Origin of the sequence: Microbacterium ureisolvens (genome assembly GCF_019511645.1) — a bacterium.
Lineage (GTDB): Bacteria > Actinomycetota > Actinomycetes > Actinomycetales > Microbacteriaceae > Microbacterium > Microbacterium ureisolvens_A.
The window spans coordinates 75,124-92,578 of the sequence record NZ_JAEUAX010000011.1 but is presented as its reverse complement, the minus strand read 5'-3'; the positions used below and the strand labels follow the sequence as shown (position 1 = coordinate 92,578).

Below are 17,455 nucleotides of genomic sequence, written 5' to 3'. Positions count from 1 at the left end.
CCCGGTTGGTCTCCGACGCGCGCGCCCTGGCGACGCGGCTCGCCGAGCTCGGTGACGCCGCGCTCGCCACGACGCTCGCGGCGCGCGGGGTCTCGCCGCAGGCGGGCTGGCACGACTTCTTCGACGCCGCCGAGGGCCTGCTCGACCCCGCATCCGTCGACCGCGCCCTGACGCGGCTCGACCGCGACGACCTCCGGGCCCTCGAACTCGGCAACGCGGGCCCCGACGGCGAACCCGCGCGGCTCGCCCTCACCGACGCCGGGGGAACGCCCTACTCCGCTGTGGCAGAGCGGGTGGCCGCTGCCGTCGCGGCATCGCCGGACGCCTTCACCGCCACGCCGGCGGCCGTCGAGCCGGGCCCCGCCGACGCCCGGGTCGCGGCCGCGGCCGCCGAGCGCGCCTTCACCACCGCCGGCTCGCTCGCCGACGTCCTGCTGCTCTGCTCGCACACGCCGCTCGCGCGCACCGGCGCGGGCCCCGTGAGCGCCGTGGACCGGCGGCGACTGATCGACGCCGGCGCCCTCGAGTTCGCCGACGACCTCGAGGATCTGCTCTCCTGCGCGGCCGACGCGGGCCTTGCGACCGCGCACGAGCGCGAGTGGACCGTCACCGAGGCCGGCGAGAGGTGGCTGAAGGCTCCCACCGCGGATCGCTGGGAGGCGATCGCCGCGGGGTTCCGCGCGAGCCTTCCCCGCGGACTGCGCACGTCGTCGCATGGATTCCTGTCGCCGGACGTGTGGCCGGGCATCTACCCGCTCGACCCGGAGTGGCCCGACCGCGCAGAGCGGCTGCGCCGCATCGGCGTGCGCTGGGGGCTGTTCGCAGCCGACGGCTCCGCTGCCGAGTTCCCGTGGACGGCCGCACTCCGGGCGGGAGAGCGACCGGATGCCGCCACCATGGCACCGTACCTGCCCGCCGAGATCGACCGGGTCTACCTGCAGGCCGATCTCACCGCGATCGCGCCGGGCCCGCTCGCGCCCGCCCTCGACCTGCGCCTGCGCTCCATCGCGGTGCGGGAATCACGTGCCCAGGCATCGACCTACCGCTTCACGGCGGAGTCGATCGGCGCCGGCATGACCGAGGGCGAGACGGCCGAGTCGATCCGCGACTTCCTCGCGGGCCTGTCGCTCACCGGCATCCCCCAGCCCCTCGCCTACCTCATCGAGAGCACGGCGGCCCGCCACGGCCTGGTGCGCGTGCGCGCCGACGAGGCCACCGGACGCACCCGGGTCGAGAGCCCCGACGCGGGTCTGCTCGACGCGATCACCGTCGACCAGGCGCTGCGGCCACTGGGTCTGCTCGTGCTCGACGGCGACGACGCGCTCTCGTCGCGCGTGGCGCGCGACGCCGTGTACTGGACGCTCGCCGACGCCCGCTACCCGGTCGTCGCGCTCGACGCCCGCGGCCTTCCCGAGTCGATCCACCGCCGGACCACCGCCACGGCGTCGGAGCCCGTCGCCACCCCGCAGGAGGCGTACGCCCGCCTCATCGGAACGCTCCGGGGCGGGCACGGCACCGATGGCGACTCCGGCTGGCTCGAACGCGAACTGGAGCAGGCGGTGCGCACCCGCGCCGAGATCGTCGTCGTGGTGCGCATGCCCGACGGCTCGGAGCGCTCCTTCACTCTCGAGGCCGCGGGCTTGGGTGGCGGGCGCCTGCGCGGGCGCGACCGCGCCGCCGACATCGAGCGCACCCTGCCCGTGTCGAGCATCGTGAGCGTCCACGGAGGCTGAGGCCGCAGCATCCGTCCGCCGTCAGCGCCGGTAGACTGATCCGTTATGGCTGACGGCCCCCTCATCGTCCAGAGCGACCGCACCGTGCTTCTCGAGGTCGCACACCCCGAGGCCGAGAGTGCGCGGCACGAGCTCGCGATCTTCGCCGAGCTCGAGCGCGCGCCCGAGCACATCCACACGTACCGCATCACGCGGCTCGGACTGTGGAACGCGCGCGCCGCGGGCCACGACGCCGAAGACATGCTGGCGACCCTCGACCGCTGGTCCCGCTTCCCCGTGCCGCCGTCGGTGTCGATCGACATCGCCGAGACGGTGGGCCGCTACGGCCGACTCGTCATCGAGCGCGATCAGGAGGGCGCGCTGATCCTGCGGTCGACGGATGCCGCGGTCCTCGCGGAGGTGTCGAAGAACAAGCGCATCCAGCCGCTGCTGATCGGCCACCCCTCTCCCGACTCGTACGTCATCGACGCCTGGGCCCGCGGCCAGATCAAGCAGGAGCTGCTGAAGATCGGCTGGCCCGCCGAGGACCTCGCCGGCTACACGCCCGGAACCCCGCACCCGATCGACCTCGCAGAGGACGGGTGGCACCTGCGGCCATACCAGCGCCAGGCCGTCGACATCTTCACCCAGGGCGGGTCGGGCGTGGTCGTACTCCCCTGTGGAGCCGGCAAGACGCTCGTCGGTGCGGCCGCGATGGCCGACACGAAGACCACGACGCTCATCCTCGTGACCAACACCGTCAGCGCCCGGCAGTGGCGCGACGAACTGCTCAAGCGCACCTCGCTCACGCCCGAGGAGATCGGCGAGTACTCGGGTCAGAGCAAGGAGATCAAGCCGGTCACGATCGCGACCTACCAGATCCTCACGGCGAAGCGGAAGGGCCAGTACGCGCACCTCGCGCTGCTCGACGCCCTCGACTGGGGCCTCATCGTGTACGACGAGGTCCACCTTCTTCCGGCGCCGGTCTTCAAGCTCACCGCCGATCTGCAGGCGCGCCGCCGCCTCGGCCTCACCGCCACCCTGGTGCGCGAGGACGGCCGGGAGGGCGACGTGTTCAGCCTCATCGGCCCCAAGCGGTTCGACGCGCCCTGGAAGGAGATCGAGGCTCAGGGCTTCATCTCCCCCGCCGTCTGCTACGAGGTGCGCGTCGATCTGCCGGCCGGCGACCGCCTCGAGTACGCCGCCGCGGCGGACGACGAGCGCTACCGCCTCGCCGCGACCGCGCCGGCGAAGATCGGCGTCGTGCGCCAGCTCGTCGAGCGCCATGAGGGCGAGCGCATCCTGATCATCGGCCAGTATCTCGACCAGATCGACGTGCTCTCCGAGGCGCTGAACGCCCCCAAGATCACCGGGCAGACCCCGGTGGATGAGCGGGAGGAGCTGTACCAGGCGTTCCGGGTCGGCGAGATCTCGGTGCTCGTGGTGTCGAAGGTCGCGAACTTCTCGATCGACCTGCCCGAGGCATCCGTCGCCATCCAGGTCTCGGGATCGTTCGGCTCGCGCCAGGAGGAGGCCCAGCGGCTCGGACGCCTGCTGCGGCCCAAGCAGTCGAACCACACCGCGAGCTTCTACACGCTCATCGCGCGCGACACCGTCGACCAGGATTTCGCGCAGAACCGCCAGCGCTTCCTCGCCGAACAGGGCTACGCGTACACCATCCTCGACGCGCACTCGCTCGCGGCCTGACAGACGGAGATGCCCGGCGCTGCAGTGCAGCGCCGGGCATCTCCGTCCGTCGGACTAGTTCTTGATGATGCGGTCGAGCGCCGTCGGGGCGTAGGGGCTGTGCGCCGAGAGGTACGCCGCGAACGCGTCGATGTCGAGACCGCCGTAGTAGACGTTCCCCGCCTCCGTGAACGTCGGGAAACCGTCGCCGCCTCCCGCGAGGAAGTTGTTCGTCACCACGCGGTAGACGGTCGCGTCGTCGATGAGCTGGCCGTTCAGCCGCACCTCGCCCAGGGTCGTGCCCGTGTAGGTGTACTGGAACCCCGCGCTCACCTGCAGGATCTTCGGCGACGCTGCGTTTGCCCCGCTCCACTGCTGGTTGAGCAGCTGTTTGATCTGCAGGCCGGTCAGGTCCAGCGAGACGAGGTAGTTGTTGAACGGCTGGACGTTGAACGCCTCCTCATAGGTGATGTCACCCACGGGCTCCCCCCACGGCGAGGCGGTGTAGGTGAGGTCCGTGCGGATGCCGCCCGGGTTCATCAGCGCGATCACAGGCGCTCCGTAGGGGCCGATGACGCTGGGATCCGCCAGCTGCGCGTCGGCGATGAGGTTGCCGAGCGCGCTCTCGCCTCCCGGGTTGATCGTGCGGTCGATGTTGGCGGTGACGGAGCCGATCACCTCGCTCGCGATCGGCTTCACCAGTTCCTTGTACTTGGCGATCAGGTCGGTCTCGGCCGGGTCCCTGTCGACGTTGCGCGTGACGAGCATGTTCGCGCTCGTGACGGAGGCGCGCACGATGTCCTGCGTGCGCCGGTCGTAGGTGAGGTTGGTCTCGGTGTACAGGCGACCGAACGACGATGCCGACGTGACCAGGCGGTCCTGCCCGGCCGGGTCCGGGATGTTGCAGATGTACGGCGCGTGCGTGTGGCCCGACACGATCAGGTCGATCGCGGGATCGAGGTTCTTCGCGATCGGGATGATCGGGCTCTTCGGGTCGATGTCCGCCCCGTTGCCGCACGCGGCGTTATAAGCGGCGTTCGAGGGAGGCGTGCCGCCCTGGTGGATCAGCACCACGATGGCGTTGACGCCCTGCGCCTTGAGCACGGGAACGAGCGCGTTCGCCGTCTCGACCTCGTCCTTGAATTCGAGCCCCGCGACGCCGGAGGCGGTGACGATGTCCGGCGTCTCCTCGAGGGTCATCCCGATGAAGCCGATCTTGGCGCCCTTGATGTTCTCGATGGAGTAGGCGGGAAGGATCGTCTCGTTCGTCCCCTCGTACACGACGTTCGCGGCGAGGTAATCGAAGTCAGCGCCGGCGAAGCTGCCGGCCGGGCACGAGTTCTGGTTGTTCGCGCCGTCACCGTCGTCGAGGCATCCGCCGTCCGCCATGCGCTGCAGCTCGACGAACCCTTCGTCGAACTCGTGGTTGCCGACGGCCGAGACGTCGAGATGGAGGGCGTTCAGCGCCTCGATCGACGGTTCGTCGTGGAAGGCCCCTGACAGCAGCGGAGATGCGCCGATGAGATCACCGGCTGCGACGGTGAGCGAGTACTCGTGGCCCTCGCGCGCCTGCGCGAGATGCGTAGCGAGGTACTCCACGCCCCCCACGCCAGGAGGGGTGAGGCTGTCGGTGTTCTTGCCGCCCGGGAGGTTGAGGCGGCCGCTCGAGCCGGCGGGCGGTTCGAGGTTGCCGTGGAAGTCGTTGAACGACAGAAGCTGGATGTCCATCGTCGGACCGTTCGGCGTGTTGCCGCCGTTGTTCGGTCCTGTCGGCGGTGCCGCTGTCGCAGCTCCCGACCCGACCAGGGCGAGCGCGACCGCGGCAGCGGTGATGACCGCGCCTCCTGCGAGCCGAGCCGTCGACGTCTTGCGCATGTGCACAGAACCCTCCCGTTTCTTCTGGCAGGCTGTGTCGCCCGCCGCATGGCGTTGACGCGTCCTCGTGGGCGCGATCACGAGAAACCTAGTACAGGCCCTGCGGATACGACAGGGGCGCTCGGCGAACGTCACGAAACCGGAACGGACGCGCACGGGCGAAGGGTTCGACGTCGCTCCCGCGCCCTGTCACTACTTCTGCAGTAGTCGCGCTTTCGCCTAATGTCGAGGCATGGCATCCACCCGCGATCGAGCGCTCGAGGCCGCGCTCGCGCTCGTGGGCGAGCAGGGCATCCGAGCCCTGACCCACGCCCGTGTCGACGAACGCGCGGGTCTGCCGAAGGGGTCGACGTCGAACTGGTTCCGCACCCGTGACGCGCTCGTCGCCGGGGTCGTGGCATGGCTCGCGGAGACGGAGCGCGCCGAGTTCTCGGCCGCCGAAGCGCCCCCGGTCGAAACGCCCGAACAGTTCGTCGAAGCACTCAGCAGCATGATCGCGTTCCAGACCGGCCCGCGCGCTTCCCGCACGAGAGCGCGCTACGCACTGTTCCTGGAGGGTGCCGGCGACCCCGAGCTGCTCGCGCCGCTTCTCGCCCAGCGCCGGCTCTTCGTCGAGTGGACCACCGCGCTGCTCGCGCGGATCGGGGCCCGGTCTCCCGACGACGCCGTGCGCGCACTGATGGCCGCGGGCGACGGGCTCGTGCTCCACCGTGTGACCGTGGATCCGGATGCCGAGATCCGGCCGGTCGTCGAGCGCGCAGTGCGCGCCGCACTGGACTGAGGCGGCGCGGGCGGTTCAGCGGGCCGTCAGGAACGACTCGATGCGGTCCAAACCGGCGGGCCACACGACCGTCTCGAAGAAGTCTCGTATCTCGACGTCGGGGAAGCCGCTCTGCTCGACGGTCATGAGCGTGCCCCACACCGTGGGCTCGAGCGTGATGTCGACGCGAGAGTGCAGCGGCGGCATCGATTGACCCTCCACGACCGACTCGGAGACCAGATCGGTGACGAGCCGATGCGGGCGATCGATCACGACGTACGTCTGCACGTCGTGCACCTCGGTCAGGTGGTTCGGACGGAAGCGCGCCTCCCATGCACCGCCGACGCGCAGATCGACGGTCGTCTCGACGGCGCCCCCTGCGCCCGGTGGTGACAGCCAGACCGCCTGCTTGTCGGGGTTGACGAGCGCGTCGAACACCTCCTCCTCGGTGGCGTGCAGCTCACGTCGCAGCTGCAGGCGCAGCTCTTCTCTCGATTCGGTGAGACTCATGGCGACTCTCCTCTCGTACGGGTGTGAGCGTCATACTACGCTTGTAGTAGCACGCGCACTAGGTACGTAGTGGGAAGGGAGTTCACGTCGCCGCGTACCGCAGGAAGACGAAGCCCTCATCGTCCGTCATGAGGCCGGTCCGTTCGAACCGACGGTCGCCCTCGGCCGCGCCCTGCACGATCCGACCGGCGTCTCCCCCGACGAACCGGGGCGCCAGCGTGACGCAGACCTCGTCGACGAGGTCGGCCTCCAGCAGGGCGCCGAAGAGGTGCGGGCCGCCTTCGCACAGCACCTGCGTCCACCCCCGTCGCGCGAACGCGGCCAGCACCGCCGCGAGGTCGATATCGTCCTCGCCGCAGGCCATCACCGTAGCCACCGATTCGAAGCGCTCAGCGGCGACGGCGGCCGCAGCATCCGTCGTCACGATCACCGGCTTTCGCACCGCGTCGGTGAAGAACGCGTCGGCCGGATCGAGATGCAGGCCTCCGCTGACCACGGCGAGCGCGGGCTGATCGTCGAGTCCGCGCGCGCGGCGCCACTCGACGTCGCCGTGATCGACCTTCAGCCCGCCGTAGCCCTCGGCGCGCACTGTTCCGGCGCCGACGAGGACGACGTCGGCCATGGCGCGCAGCACCTGCATGAGCTCGCGGTCGGTGTCGCCGCCGAGCGCGCCGCTCTGGCCCCCGAGCGTCACCGCGCCATCGGCGCTCGAGATGAAGTTCATGCGTACGCGCATGCCGTCGCGGCCGTGGAGCGCATAGGCGTCGAAGAGCTGGGAGCGGGTGGGCATCAGTCGTTCCCCTCGGGTCGGGTGTTGTGCAGCTCATACGCGGGGTCGCGCCAGCCCAGGATCGCCTCCACCATGCGCATCGCGTCGACGGTCTCGCGCACGTTGTGCGCACGCACGATGCGCGCCCCGTGCAGAGCGCAGAACACCGCCGCGGCGAGCGAGCCCGGGAGTCGGTCGTCCTTCGCGCGGTCGAGCGTCTCGCCCACGAAGTCCTTGTTCGACAGGGCCACCAGAAGCGGGGCGCCGAGCCCGGCGAGCTCGCCGAGCCGGCGCGTGAGCTCCAGGGTCTGCCGCGTGTTCTTGTTCAGGTCATGGCCCGGGTCGAGCACGATGCGCGAATCGGGCACCCCATGCTCTCTCGCCCGTTCGCGACGCGCGACGAGGAACTCGGCGATGTCACCGATCACATCGCCGTAGGACGGGAGCGGATGCTGCGTGCGCGGCGCCGCGAGGCTGTGGGCGATGACCACCCCGGCGCCGCTCTGCGCGACGACATCGGCCATCGCCGGGTCGTGCAGGCCCGTCGTGTCGTTGATGATCGCGGCACCCGCCTCGATCGCCGCCCGTGCGACCTCGGGGTGGAACGTGTCGACGCTGACCCGCGCGACGGGCGCGAGCTGGCGGACGACGGGGACGACGCGCGCGATCTCCTCGGCGACCGGCACCGCCGGCCCGGGCGCGAACTTCACGCCGCCCACGTCGACGATCTCCGCTCCGGCCTCGACCGCGGCGAACCCCGCCGCGACCGCTGCGTCGAGCCCGAACGTCGCACCTCGGTCGTAGAACGAGTCGGGTGTGCGGTTCACGATCGCCATCACCGCGATGTGGCGCGACAGATCCAGCGCACCGCCCGGCAGGTCGAGCACCGGAGCGGCGAGGGCCGAGGCGGTGTCGGGCGCGAGGGTCACGGCAGGAGATCCTCCAGGGGCACGTCGGAGTCGCGGAGCCCGTCCGGGTCGATCCGGGCTCCCGAGCGGATGAGATCCTGCACCTTGTCGTTCACATCCCACACGTTGACGTTCATGCCCGCGACGATACGGCCGTCGTCGGTCCAGAAGGCGATGAACTCGCGCGCGTCGAGATCGCCGCGCACGACGATCTCGGCGTCCGTCATCAAGGGCGCGTACCCCGAGAGCTCCATGCCGAGGTCGTACTGGTCGGTGTAGAAGTACGGGATGCCGTCGAAAGATGCGGGCTTGCCGAGCATCGAACGCGCGACGACCTTGCCCGCGTTGAGGGCGTTCGCCCAGTGCTCGCTGCGCAGATGCTGCTGCAGCACCGGGTGGTACGCGTTCGCGACGTCGCCCGCGGCATACACGTCGGCGGCGCTCGTGCGCAGGGCCGCGTCGGTAAGGACCCCGTTCAGGATGTCGAGTCCCGCCTCTTCGGCGAGCACCGTGTTCGGCGACGCTCCGACACCGACGAGCACGAGATCCGCGGGCAGCGTCTCCCCGTCGACCACGACGCCCTCGGCGCGGCCGTCGCCGACGATCCGGTCGACGCCGACGGACGTCCGAAGGTCGACGCCGTGCTCGAGGTGGAGCGCCCGGAAGACCTCCCCCATCTCGCCGCCGAGCGCCATCGCGAGCGGTGCCGCGTCCCGCTCGAGGATCGCGACCTCGTTGCCGAATCCGCGAGCCGCGGCGGCGACCTCCATGCCGATCCAGCCCGCTCCGATCACCACGAGCCGCCGTCCGCCGTCGCGCAGCTGCGACGCCAGGGCATCGGAGTCGTCGAGACGCCGCAGAGTCATCACGCCGGGAAGATCATGACCGGGCAGTGGGACCATCCGCGGTGTGGCGCCGGTGGCGAGCAGCACGGCGTCGTAGGTCAGCCGCTCGCCGTCCTCGAGCTCCACCGCGTGCGCGGCGGGCTCGAGCGACGTGACCGCCACGCCGGTGACGAGACGGATGCCGCGCTCGACGTACCACCGGGAGGGGTGCAGGATGACGGCATCCATCCCCTCGTCCCCGGTGAGATACCCCTTCGACAGCGGGGGCCGCTGGTAGGGCGGATGCGCCTCGGCGGCGACGACGGTGATGTCGCCGTCGAAACCCTCGTCACGCAGCGCCGCGGCGGCTGTTCCTCCGGCGAGGCCGCCCCCGATGATCAGCATGTGGGTCATGACGACTCCTCTCGTCGGCGTCCCACTCCTCGCGCGAGCGCGTTCGGCTCGCCTGGGCCCGACGCTAGGCCTCTCAGATTCTTTTGTCAAGGTTTCTGCTTTTAGAGGTAGACTCGCGCCGTGACCGCACTCACACCCAACCGGGCCGAGGCGGTCGCGGCATTGGCCGACCCGCAGCGCCGCGAGCTCTACCGGCTCGCGACCGAACGGCCGATCGGCCGCGACGACGCCGCGGCCGCGCTCGGAATGCCGCGCAGCACCGCGGCGATGAACCTGGATCGTTTGGCGGATGCCGGGCTCCTGACGGTCTCGTACGCGCGGCGTTCGGGTCGTACCGGCCCCGGCGCCGGGCGTCCGGCGAAGCTGTATCGGGCCGCAGACGCGGAGCTCGCCGCCACGATCCCCGAGCGTCACTACGAGCTCGCCGGCGCGCTGCTGGCCGCCGCCGCGGAGGACGCCGATGAGCGAGGCGTGCCCGTTCGCGAAGCGCTCGATGCCGGATCCTTCGCCGCGGGCGCGGCGATCGGCGCCGGGTGCGCCGACCTCGAGGAGGCGCTCACGCTGTGCGGCTACGCCCCGCGCGCGCAGGAGTCGGATGCGGCCGATGGCGACCGGGACGCGGCATCCCGTGATCTCGTGCTCGACAACTGCCCGTTCCACGCCCTCGCCACCCGGCACACGGCCCTCATCTGCGGGGCGAACCTCGAGCTCGTCAAGGGGCTCGCGACCGCGACCGACGACGCGCGCACGCCCGTTCTCGCCCGGACGGCGGGCCGCTGCTGCGTCGAGATCCACCGGCGCCCCGGCTGACGGATTCTCGGCCGAGTCGCCCGATATCCAGGCGCCGCATCGGTTCCGCCGACATAATGAGGGCATGACCGCACCGCGCATCCTCGTCGTGGACGACGAACCGAACATTCGCGACCTGCTGATCACGAGCCTGCGATTCGCCGGATTCCAGGTTCGGGCCGTGGCCAACGGCGCCCAGACGATCTCGGCGGTGCTCGAGGAGGAGCCGGACCTCATCATCCTCGACGTGATGCTGCCCGACATGAACGGGTTCAGCGTCACCAAGCGCCTCCGCGGCGCCGGCTACACCGCTCCGATCCTCTTCCTCACCGCCAAGGACGAGACCGAAGACAAGATCACCGGCCTCAACGCCGGCGGCGACGACTACGTCACCAAGCCCTTCAGCCTCGACGAGATCGTCGCCCGCATTCAGGCGATCCTGCGGCGCACGATGCAGGCCGACGAGGAGTCGATGATCCGCGCCGGCGAGATCACGATGGACCAGGACACCCACGACGTGCAGGTGGGCGACGCGTCCATCGATCTCAGCCCCACCGAGTTCAAGCTGCTGCGCTACCTCATGCTCAACCCCAACCGCGTCCTGTCGAAGGCCCAGATCCTCGACCACGTCTGGGAGTACGACTTCAACGGCGACGCCGGCATCGTCGAGAGCTACATCTCTTACCTGCGCCGCAAGATCGACCCGCACTCGTCCGAGCCGCTCATCCAGACCAAGCGCGGTTTCGGCTACATGCTGAAAGCCGGCAAGACCGCGTAACGCGGGCAGCGAGCGAGGGGGACGATCTGGCGCACAAGCCCGACGCGATCACCCGGTGGTGGCGCGGAACGAGTCTGCGTGCGAAAGTCACCGGGGTCACCGTCGCGCTCCTGGGGATCGGGCTCATCGCCGCCGGCGTCGGCACCGCGCTGTTCCTGCGCAACTCGCTGATCGACGGCGTCGAGACGCAGCTCATCGCCCTGGCCCGCACCGAGGCAGGCGCTCCCCTGCTCGAGTTCTCCTCCGTCGACGGACGCCTCAAGGTGGAGGAGAAGGAGGGCACCGCAGACGTCGACTACTTCGTGGCGGTCTACGAGCCGACGACGCCGGAGGACAACCTCCTCGTGCTGGTCGGCGGGCGGGGCGGCCCGCCTCCCGCGGTGCCCACGACGCTCACACCCGAGCAGGCGGTCACCCAGGAGCTGCAGATCACGCAGCTCCTGTCGGAGGACGCCGAGGCGGAGTTCCTCGCCACCGTCTCGACCCAGCCGTCCGAGGACACCGGCATCCTCTACCCTCAGCTCGTCGCGCTTCCGCTGGCGCAGGTCAACCGCACGATCGCCCAGTACATCGGCATCTACTCGATCCTCGCGCTCGTGGTCCTCATCGCGGGAGCAGTGGCGACCCGCTTCCTCGTCACCCTGACCTTCCGCAGCCTCGGCCAGGTCGAGTCCACGGCCGACGCCATCGCGGGCGGCGACTTCAGCCTCCGCATGACCGACATCGAGCCGACGACGACCGAGGTGGGCCGCCTCAAGACCGCGATCAACGCGATGCTCGACCGCGTCGACGCGGCGCTCTCCCAGCGCGACTCCACGGTCCGCCAGATGCGCCGGTTCGTCGGCGACGCGAGTCACGAGCTGCGCACACCCCTCGTCACCGTGCGCGGGTACGCCGAGCTGTACCGCATGGGCGCCATCCGCGGCGACGAAGACGTGGCGCAGTCCATGGAGCGCATCGAGAAGGAGGCGATCCGCATGGGCGTCCTCGTCGAGGACCTGCTCGCGCTCGCCCGGCTCGACGAGCGCCGCGACGTCGTGATCGGACCGGTCGATCTGCGGCCGATCGCGCGGGACGCCGCGCTCGATGTGCGCGCCGCCTCGCCCATGCGTCCGGTCACCGTCATCGACACGACGATCGACGAGCCCGCTCCGCCGCCCGAGGAAGAGGCGTCGGAGCCCGCCGAGACGAAGCGCCGCGGGGGCGCGCCGTCGGCGAGGTCGCGCGCCGGTGCGACGCTGTCGCTGCTGCGCCGCCGGCCGAAGCCGGTGCCCGCGGCGGGGGCCGCCGCGAGTGCGGCACTGCCCCCGATCCTCCCTGACGCAGAGCCGCAGCCGCCGGCCGACGGCCTCCCGCCGGTCGTGCTCGGCGACGACAACCGCATTCGTCAGGTCGTGACGAACCTGCTCGGCAACGCGCGGCGGTACTCGTCGGAGGAGTCCCCCATCGAGCTGCGCGTCGGCGTCGACCTGCGCGACCGCATGGGGTGGATCGAGGTGATCGACCACGGCGAGGGCGTGCCCGACCAGATCAAGGACAAGATCTTCCAGCGCTTCTGGCGCGCCGACACGTCGCGTACGCGCGAGACCGGGGGGTCGGGCCTGGGGCTGTCGATCGTGGCGTCGATCGTCGAGGCGCTGCACGGATCCGTCGACGTCGTCGACACACCGGGCGGTGGGGCGACCTTCCGCGTGGCCTTCCCGCTCGCCGACGCCCGCGATGCCGCCGAGCACGTCGACCTCGCGACCCGGCCGATGGCGAGGCTCACCGACGCCGCGGAGTGAGCGCCTCCTCCCCAGTCATGCCCTGCACCGATTCGTGCACAGCCGGGGACGGATGCCGCGGCCCGGTCCCGTCGGAAGACCTAGCGTGGCTTCACCGCGGGTTCGGCATCCGGCCGCCGCACGTTGATCAGGAGCCCCGAATGGCCGTCTTCACCGTCGACAGCGACACCATCCTCACCTCCACCGCGACCGTGCGCGGCACGATCGAACGGCTGCAGGCCGAGTCGAACGCGATGCTGGCACAGCTCACGCAGCTGCAGTCGTCGTGGACCGGCTCCGCATCGGCCGCCTTCGGCGGAGTCGTCGAGCAATGGCGCGCCACACAGCGCCAGGTGGAGGAGTCGCTCTCCGCCATCAACGCGTCGCTCGCCGCCGCGGGCCGCCAGTACGCCGACACGGAGCTGGCGACGACGAGCCTGTTCCGCTGAGCCGCCACCGCCGAACGCACAACGGCCCCTCCGCGAGCGGAGGGGCCGTTCTGCTGACGCTATGTCGTGGAGTTCTGGATCAGAAGTCCATGCCACCGGTCGGGTCGCCGGCCGGAGCCGCGACCTTCTCCGGCTTGTCGGCGACGACGGCCTCGGTCGTGAGGAAGAGGCCGGCGATCGACGCGGCGTTCTGCAGCGCCGAACGGGTCACCTTGGCGGGGTCGATGATGCCCTGCTGGAACAGGTCGCCGTACTCGCCCGACGCCGCGTTGAGGCCGTGGCCCGCGGGGAGCTCCGAGACCTTGTTCGCGACGACGCCCGGCTCGAGACCGGCGTTGAGGGCGATCTGCTTCAGCGGAGCCTCGATCGCGACCTTGACGATGTTCGCACCGGTCGCCTCGTCGCCCGAGAGATCGAGCGAGTCGAGAGCCTTGCGACCCGACTGGATGAGCGCGACGCCACCACCGGGGACGATGCCCTCCTCGACGGCCGCCTTCGCGTTGCGGACGGCGTCCTCGATGCGGTGCTTGCGCTCCTTGAGCTCGACCTCGGTGGCCGCGCCCGCCTTGATGACGGCCACGCCGCCGGCGAGCTTGGCGAGGCGCTCCTGGAGCTTCTCGCGGTCGTAGTCGCTGTCGGTGTTGTCGATCTCGCGGCGGATCTGGGTCACACGACCCTCGATCTGCGACGCCTCGCCGGCACCCTCGACGATCGTGGTCTCGTCCTTGGTGACGATGACCTTGCGCGCACGGCCGAGCAGGTCGAGGGTGGCGTTCTCGAGCTTGAGACCGACCTCCTCGGTGATGACCTGGCCGCCGGTGAGGATCGCGATGTCCTGCAGCTGCGCCTTGCGACGGTCGCCGAAGCCGGGGGCCTTGACGGCGACCGACTTGAAGATGCCGCGGATCTTGTTGAGCACCAGCGTGGCCAGCGCCTCACCCTCGACGTCCTCGGCGATGATGACGAGCTCCTTGCCGTCCTGGATCACCTTGTCGACGACGGGCAGAAGGTCCTTGATGTTCGAGATCTTCTGGTTCGCGATGAGGATGTACGGGTCCTCGAAGACGGCCTCCTGGCGCTCCGGGTCCGTGACGAAGTAGGGGTTGATGTAGCCCTTGTCGAAGCGCATGCCCTCGGTGAGCTCGAGCTCGGTGCCGAACGTCTGCGACTCCTCGACGGTGACGACGCCCTCCTTGCCCACCTTGTCGATGGCCTCGGCGATGAGCTGGCCGATCTCCGGGTCGGCGGCCGAGATCGACGCGGTGGCGGCGATCTGGTCCTTCGACTCGACCTCCTTGGCCGACTCGAGCAGCTCGGCGGTGATGGCCGCGACGGCCTTCTCGATGCCCTTCTTGAGCGAGATCGGGTCGGCGCCGGCCGCGACGTTGCGCAGACCCTCGCGCACGAGCGCCTGGGCGAGGACCGTGGCGGTGGTGGTGCCGTCACCGGCGACGTCGTCGGTCTTCTTGGCGACCTCCTTGACGAGCTCCGCGCCGATCTTCTCGTACGGGTCGTCCAGCTCGATCTCCTTGGCGATCGAGACACCGTCGTTCGTGATCGTGGGGGCGCCCCACTTCTTCTCGAGCACGACGTTGCGACCGCGCGGGCCGAGCGTCACCTTGACGGCGTCGGCCAGGGTGTTCAGGCCGCGCTCGAGGCCGCGGCGGGCCTCCTCGTCGAAAGCGATGATCTTTGCCATGTGTGTGTCGTCCCTCCGGAACGTTGGCTTTTGGGTATTAGCACTCAACAAACGTGAGTGCTAAAACATTCTGGCACTCGACCCTATCGAGTGCAAGCCGCCGGAACGGATGCTGAAACGCAAGGAGACGGGACGCCTTTCGGCATCCCGTCTCCGGGGTCGGATCAGCGCAACGCGCCGAACCGGACGTTCAGACGACGCGAACGGACTCGGCCTGAGGCCCCTTCTGGCCGGAGCCGACGGTGAACTCGACGGTCTGCCCCTCCTCCAGCACGCGGAAGCCCGACATGTCGATGTTCGAATAGTGGACGAAGACGTCCTGGCCGTCGGCGACGGTGATGAAGCCGAATCCCTTCTCGGCGTTGAACCATTTGACGGTGCCCTGGGTCATGCGTATCTCCTGTTGCCGGCGGTGCAGGGCTTCATCGTATGCAGGCGAAATCGCGGCATCCGGCCGTTTCGTCACTTGTTGACACGCAGGCACACAAGTGTTTACCCGCGCGAAACACGCGATCGGTCGGTCAGGGCGTAGGGGCAGGCGTCTGCCCCGCGGCGGTGCGGTCCAGGCCGATCACGACGGTGAGCTGCGGCACGCCCTCGGTGGTCGCGGGGTATGCCTCGCTCTGCTCGATCTCGGCGCCTCCGATGACCCCTGCCAGGCCCGCGGCAGCCGCCTCGTCGGCGGGATCGACGTAGAACACGGTGGTCGTCGGGAAGTCCTGCGAGCCCGCCTCTCCCGCGGTCACCTTGTCGTCGGCCCAACCCGCACCGACGACGACGTCCTTCATCTGCGTCGCGAGCCCCTGCTCGGGCGTCGCATTGAGGATCATGACGTCGTAGCTCACGTCGACGACGGGAGTCACCTCGGGGACCGGCTCGACCGTCGGAGTGGGCGTGGGAACCAGCTCGATGCGTCCCGACGCCAGCAGGGTGCCGAAGATGCCGACGGCGATGAGCACGACGGTGGCCAGTGCCGCCCACAGCAGCACGACCCATCCGCGCATGCGCGGGTTCTCGGCCCGGTGAGCGCCGACGCGGTCCGTCTCCGGCACATCGTCGAAGCGATCCCGGGGATAGCTGGTGGTCGGCACCCGTCGATGTTACCCGCCGAATCCCGGGCGTCCCGCGCGTGCCCGCCCGCGTGGCGCCGGGCGGAAGGTCAGCGCGCGTCCGCGGCGCGCCCCGCGCGCTCGTGCAGACGCGCGTCGCGCAGCCGGCGCAGCCGCTTCACCAGCATGGGGTCGTGCTCCTGCGCGTCGGCGGTGTCGATGAGACGGCCGAGCAGCTGGTAGTAGCGCGCCGGTGACAGCCCGAGGTCGGAGCGGATCGCCTCCTCCTTGGCCCCCGCGTGCCGGCGCCACTCGGCCTCGAAGTCGAGGATGGCGCGGTCGCGGTCGGTCAGAGGCACGCGTCCACGCTAGCCCGCGGCATCCGTCGCGCCCGTGCGCCACGCGCGCCAGTGCACGAACGAGCCGAGCGGGTCCACCGCGGCGAGCGCCGCGCCGTCGCGGCCGAGCACGAAGCCGCCCCACGACGCGGCGTCGACGGCGGGTTCCCACCGGTCGTGCAGCGCCGGCGGGTCGATGGTCACCCACACCGCGTCGAGGGTGCGCACCGCGTCGAGGAGGCGTTCGCGGCCCGCCCGCGGGATGTGTGGGAGCACCCCGGGCGTCGTGACGACGAGCGTCGCGCCGGCCGGCGCTTGCGACGCGGCGGCGCGCAGCACCTCCGGGTCGGACGCGTCGCCGGCGAGCAGCGTCGGAGGGTCCGCCGCCGCGACGTCGAGGGCCGCCGCGATCCGGTCGGCGCGCCCGCTCTCGCCCGGCCACACCAGGCTCGTGAGGAACCGCCGATGGGCCGTGTCGGCGGCATCGAGCGGCTCCAGGTCGATCCCGGCGCGCCAGAGAACCCGAGGCAGCCGCAGCGGCGGGTCGCCGGTGACCTCGCAGTCCAGCACGACCGTCGAGGTGCCGTCCTCGGGGTCCAGCGCCACGACGCCCCCGCTCCCCCGGTAGCGGTACGAATAGCGGTCCGGGTACAGGCACAGCCCGGCGCTCGCGCCCAGCTCGAGCAGCGCGATCGGACCGTCGATCGTGGCGAGGGCCGGGAGGAGGGCCGCGCACCGCTGCGGCTCGTTGGTCTGCAGGCGACGGACGGATGCGGCGGCCACGACCTCGTCGGCGTGCGCGCGCAGCCATGCGGCCCATGCGGGAAACGCGTCCTCGGGTGCGCCGAGCATCCGAGTGACCGCGAACACGAGCGGCGGCTGGCGGCGTGCGGCGGGGACGCGCGCGATGATCGCGGCGAGCTCCGGATGAGCGGCGACCCCATCCGCCCACTCGGCGTAGAGAGCGGAGCGTCCCGGCGCCTCGTCGCGGGCGAACCGCGCGTACCGCTCGAGGACCGCGTGGGTCTGCCCGTCACTCGTCGCATCCGCCATCCCGCCATCCTGGCGCACGCCGCGCCGCCCCACGGCACCGGCCGCTGGGGTTGAATGGAGGGGGCCGTCGTCCGCGGCC

At 70.7% G+C, this 17,455-nt stretch carries 17 protein-coding genes; 7 read left to right on the top strand and 10 right to left on the bottom strand.

Annotated features, from left to right (window positions below):
• The first annotated feature begins 5 nt into the window (after positions 1–5).
• Positions 6–1,733, top strand: coding sequence for a helicase-associated domain-containing protein (locus JNB61_RS16615; RefSeq protein ID WP_220340362.1), 1,728 nt, complete (start codon positions 6–8; stop codon positions 1,731–1,733).
• 45 nt (positions 1,734–1,778) lie between these two features.
• Positions 1,779–3,419: a DNA repair helicase XPB gene (locus JNB61_RS16610; RefSeq protein WP_159842814.1), complete on the top strand. Its 1,641-nt coding sequence runs from the start codon at positions 1,779–1,781 to the stop codon at positions 3,417–3,419.
• Between the two features lie 54 nt (positions 3,420–3,473).
• Here the strand turns inward: JNB61_RS16610 and JNB61_RS16605 are convergent, their stop codons facing one another.
• Positions 3,474–5,273, bottom strand: coding sequence for a bifunctional metallophosphatase/5'-nucleotidase (locus tag JNB61_RS16605; RefSeq protein ID WP_220340361.1), 1,800 nt, complete (start codon positions 5,271–5,273; stop codon positions 3,474–3,476).
• Between the two features lie 232 nt (positions 5,274–5,505).
• On the opposite strand from JNB61_RS16605, the gene JNB61_RS16600 reads away from it, so the two are divergent.
• Positions 5,506–6,054 carry a TetR/AcrR family transcriptional regulator gene (locus JNB61_RS16600; RefSeq protein ID WP_220289591.1) on the top strand — a complete coding sequence of 183 codons (549 nt, stop codon included), beginning with the start codon at positions 5,506–5,508 and terminating at the stop codon, positions 6,052–6,054.
• A 15-nt stretch (positions 6,055–6,069) separates the two neighbouring features.
• Here the strand turns inward: JNB61_RS16600 and JNB61_RS16595 are convergent, their stop codons facing one another.
• The 4 genes from JNB61_RS16595 to JNB61_RS16580 all read right to left on the bottom strand — a co-directional run bounded on the left by JNB61_RS16595 (position 6,070) and on the right by JNB61_RS16580 (position 9,458).
• Positions 6,070–6,543, bottom strand: coding sequence for an SRPBCC family protein (locus JNB61_RS16595; protein ID WP_220340360.1), 474 nt, complete (start codon positions 6,541–6,543; stop codon positions 6,070–6,072).
• An 82-nt stretch (positions 6,544–6,625) separates the two neighbouring features.
• Positions 6,626–7,333: a pyrimidine reductase family protein gene (locus JNB61_RS16590; RefSeq protein ID WP_220340359.1), complete on the bottom strand. Its 708-nt coding sequence runs from the start codon at positions 7,331–7,333 to the stop codon at positions 6,626–6,628.
• Entirely contained in the window at positions 7,333–8,241 is a 909-nt protein-coding gene (gene folP / locus JNB61_RS16585) for a dihydropteroate synthase (protein WP_374226646.1), read from the bottom strand. Before folP ends, JNB61_RS16590 begins: the two co-directional genes overlap by 1 nt.
• A complete protein-coding gene (locus JNB61_RS16580; protein WP_220340358.1) occupies positions 8,238–9,458 on the bottom strand; it encodes an NAD(P)/FAD-dependent oxidoreductase in 1,221 nt (406 codons plus the stop codon). The genes folP and JNB61_RS16580 overlap by 4 nt, the downstream gene beginning before the upstream one ends.
• A 120-nt stretch (positions 9,459–9,578) precedes the next feature.
• Here JNB61_RS16580 and JNB61_RS16575 point away from each other — a divergent pair, with 120 nt between their 5' ends.
• The 4 genes from JNB61_RS16575 (at position 9,579) to JNB61_RS16560 (ending at position 13,237) form a co-directional block, all read left to right on the top strand.
• A complete protein-coding gene (locus JNB61_RS16575; protein ID WP_220289599.1) occupies positions 9,579–10,268 on the top strand; it encodes a helix-turn-helix transcriptional regulator in 690 nt (229 codons plus the stop codon).
• A 64-nt stretch (positions 10,269–10,332) separates the two neighbouring features.
• A complete protein-coding gene (locus JNB61_RS16570; protein WP_159842800.1) occupies positions 10,333–11,025 on the top strand; it encodes a response regulator transcription factor in 693 nt (230 codons plus the stop codon).
• 149 nt (positions 11,026–11,174) lie between these two features.
• Positions 11,175–12,809: a sensor histidine kinase gene (locus JNB61_RS16565; RefSeq protein ID WP_223214919.1), complete on the top strand. Its 1,635-nt coding sequence runs from the start codon at positions 11,175–11,177 to the stop codon at positions 12,807–12,809.
• Between the two features lie 140 nt (positions 12,810–12,949).
• Positions 12,950–13,237 carry a WXG100 family type VII secretion target gene (locus JNB61_RS16560; RefSeq protein WP_220289601.1) on the top strand — a complete coding sequence of 96 codons (288 nt, stop codon included), beginning with the start codon at positions 12,950–12,952 and terminating at the stop codon, positions 13,235–13,237.
• Between the two features lie 79 nt (positions 13,238–13,316).
• Here the strand turns inward: JNB61_RS16560 and groL are convergent, their stop codons facing one another.
• The 5 genes from groL to JNB61_RS16535 form a co-directional block, all read right to left on the bottom strand.
• Positions 13,317–14,936: a chaperonin GroEL gene (gene groL / locus JNB61_RS16555; RefSeq protein WP_220340357.1), complete on the bottom strand. Its 1,620-nt coding sequence runs from the start codon at positions 14,934–14,936 to the stop codon at positions 13,317–13,319.
• 190 nt (positions 14,937–15,126) lie between these two features.
• Positions 15,127–15,327: a cold-shock protein gene (locus JNB61_RS16550; protein WP_045298154.1), complete on the bottom strand. Its 201-nt coding sequence runs from the start codon at positions 15,325–15,327 to the stop codon at positions 15,127–15,129.
• 130 nt (positions 15,328–15,457) lie between these two features.
• Positions 15,458–16,027 (bottom strand): LytR C-terminal domain-containing protein, encoded by a 570-nt coding sequence (locus tag JNB61_RS16545; protein ID WP_220289603.1) that lies wholly within the window; start codon positions 16,025–16,027, stop codon positions 15,458–15,460.
• Positions 16,028–16,095: 68 nt separating this feature from the next.
• Positions 16,096–16,344: a DUF3263 domain-containing protein gene (locus JNB61_RS16540; RefSeq protein WP_159842792.1), complete on the bottom strand. Its 249-nt coding sequence runs from the start codon at positions 16,342–16,344 to the stop codon at positions 16,096–16,098.
• Positions 16,345–16,353: 9 nt separating this feature from the next.
• Positions 16,354–17,376, bottom strand: a complete 1,023-nt coding sequence (locus JNB61_RS16535; RefSeq protein WP_220340356.1) for a DUF2332 domain-containing protein — start codon at positions 17,374–17,376, stop codon at positions 16,354–16,356.
• Between the last annotated feature and the right edge of the window lie 79 nt (positions 17,377–17,455).

Excerpts from the sequence above, each read along its gene's own strand:
- JNB61_RS16600 (WP_220289591.1), top strand. The coding sequence starts at position 5,506 with ATGGCATCCACCCGCGATCGAGCGCTCGAGGCCGCGCTCGCGCTCGTG.
- JNB61_RS16610 (WP_159842814.1), top strand. The coding sequence starts at position 1,779 with ATGGCTGACGGCCCCCTCATCGTCCAGAGCGACCGCACCGTGCTTCTC.
- JNB61_RS16560 (WP_220289601.1), top strand. The coding sequence starts at position 12,950 with ATGGCCGTCTTCACCGTCGACAGCGACACCATCCTCACCTCCACCGCG.
- JNB61_RS16535 (WP_220340356.1), bottom strand. The coding sequence starts at position 17,376 with ATGGCGGATGCGACGAGTGACGGGCAGACCCACGCGGTCCTCGAGCGG.
- JNB61_RS16580 (WP_220340358.1), bottom strand. The coding sequence starts at position 9,458 with ATGACCCACATGCTGATCATCGGGGGCGGCCTCGCCGGAGGAACAGCC.
- JNB61_RS16605 (WP_220340361.1), bottom strand. The coding sequence starts at position 5,273 with ATGCGCAAGACGTCGACGGCTCGGCTCGCAGGAGGCGCGGTCATCACC.
- JNB61_RS16595 (WP_220340360.1), bottom strand. The coding sequence starts at position 6,543 with ATGAGTCTCACCGAATCGAGAGAAGAGCTGCGCCTGCAGCTGCGACGT.
- JNB61_RS16590 (WP_220340359.1), bottom strand. The coding sequence starts at position 7,333 with ATGCCCACCCGCTCCCAGCTCTTCGACGCCTATGCGCTCCACGGCCGC.
- groL (WP_220340357.1), bottom strand. The coding sequence starts at position 14,936 with ATGGCAAAGATCATCGCTTTCGACGAGGAGGCCCGCCGCGGCCTCGAG.
- JNB61_RS16550 (WP_045298154.1), bottom strand. The coding sequence starts at position 15,327 with ATGACCCAGGGCACCGTCAAATGGTTCAACGCCGAGAAGGGATTCGGC.
- JNB61_RS16570 (WP_159842800.1), top strand. The coding sequence starts at position 10,333 with ATGACCGCACCGCGCATCCTCGTCGTGGACGACGAACCGAACATTCGC.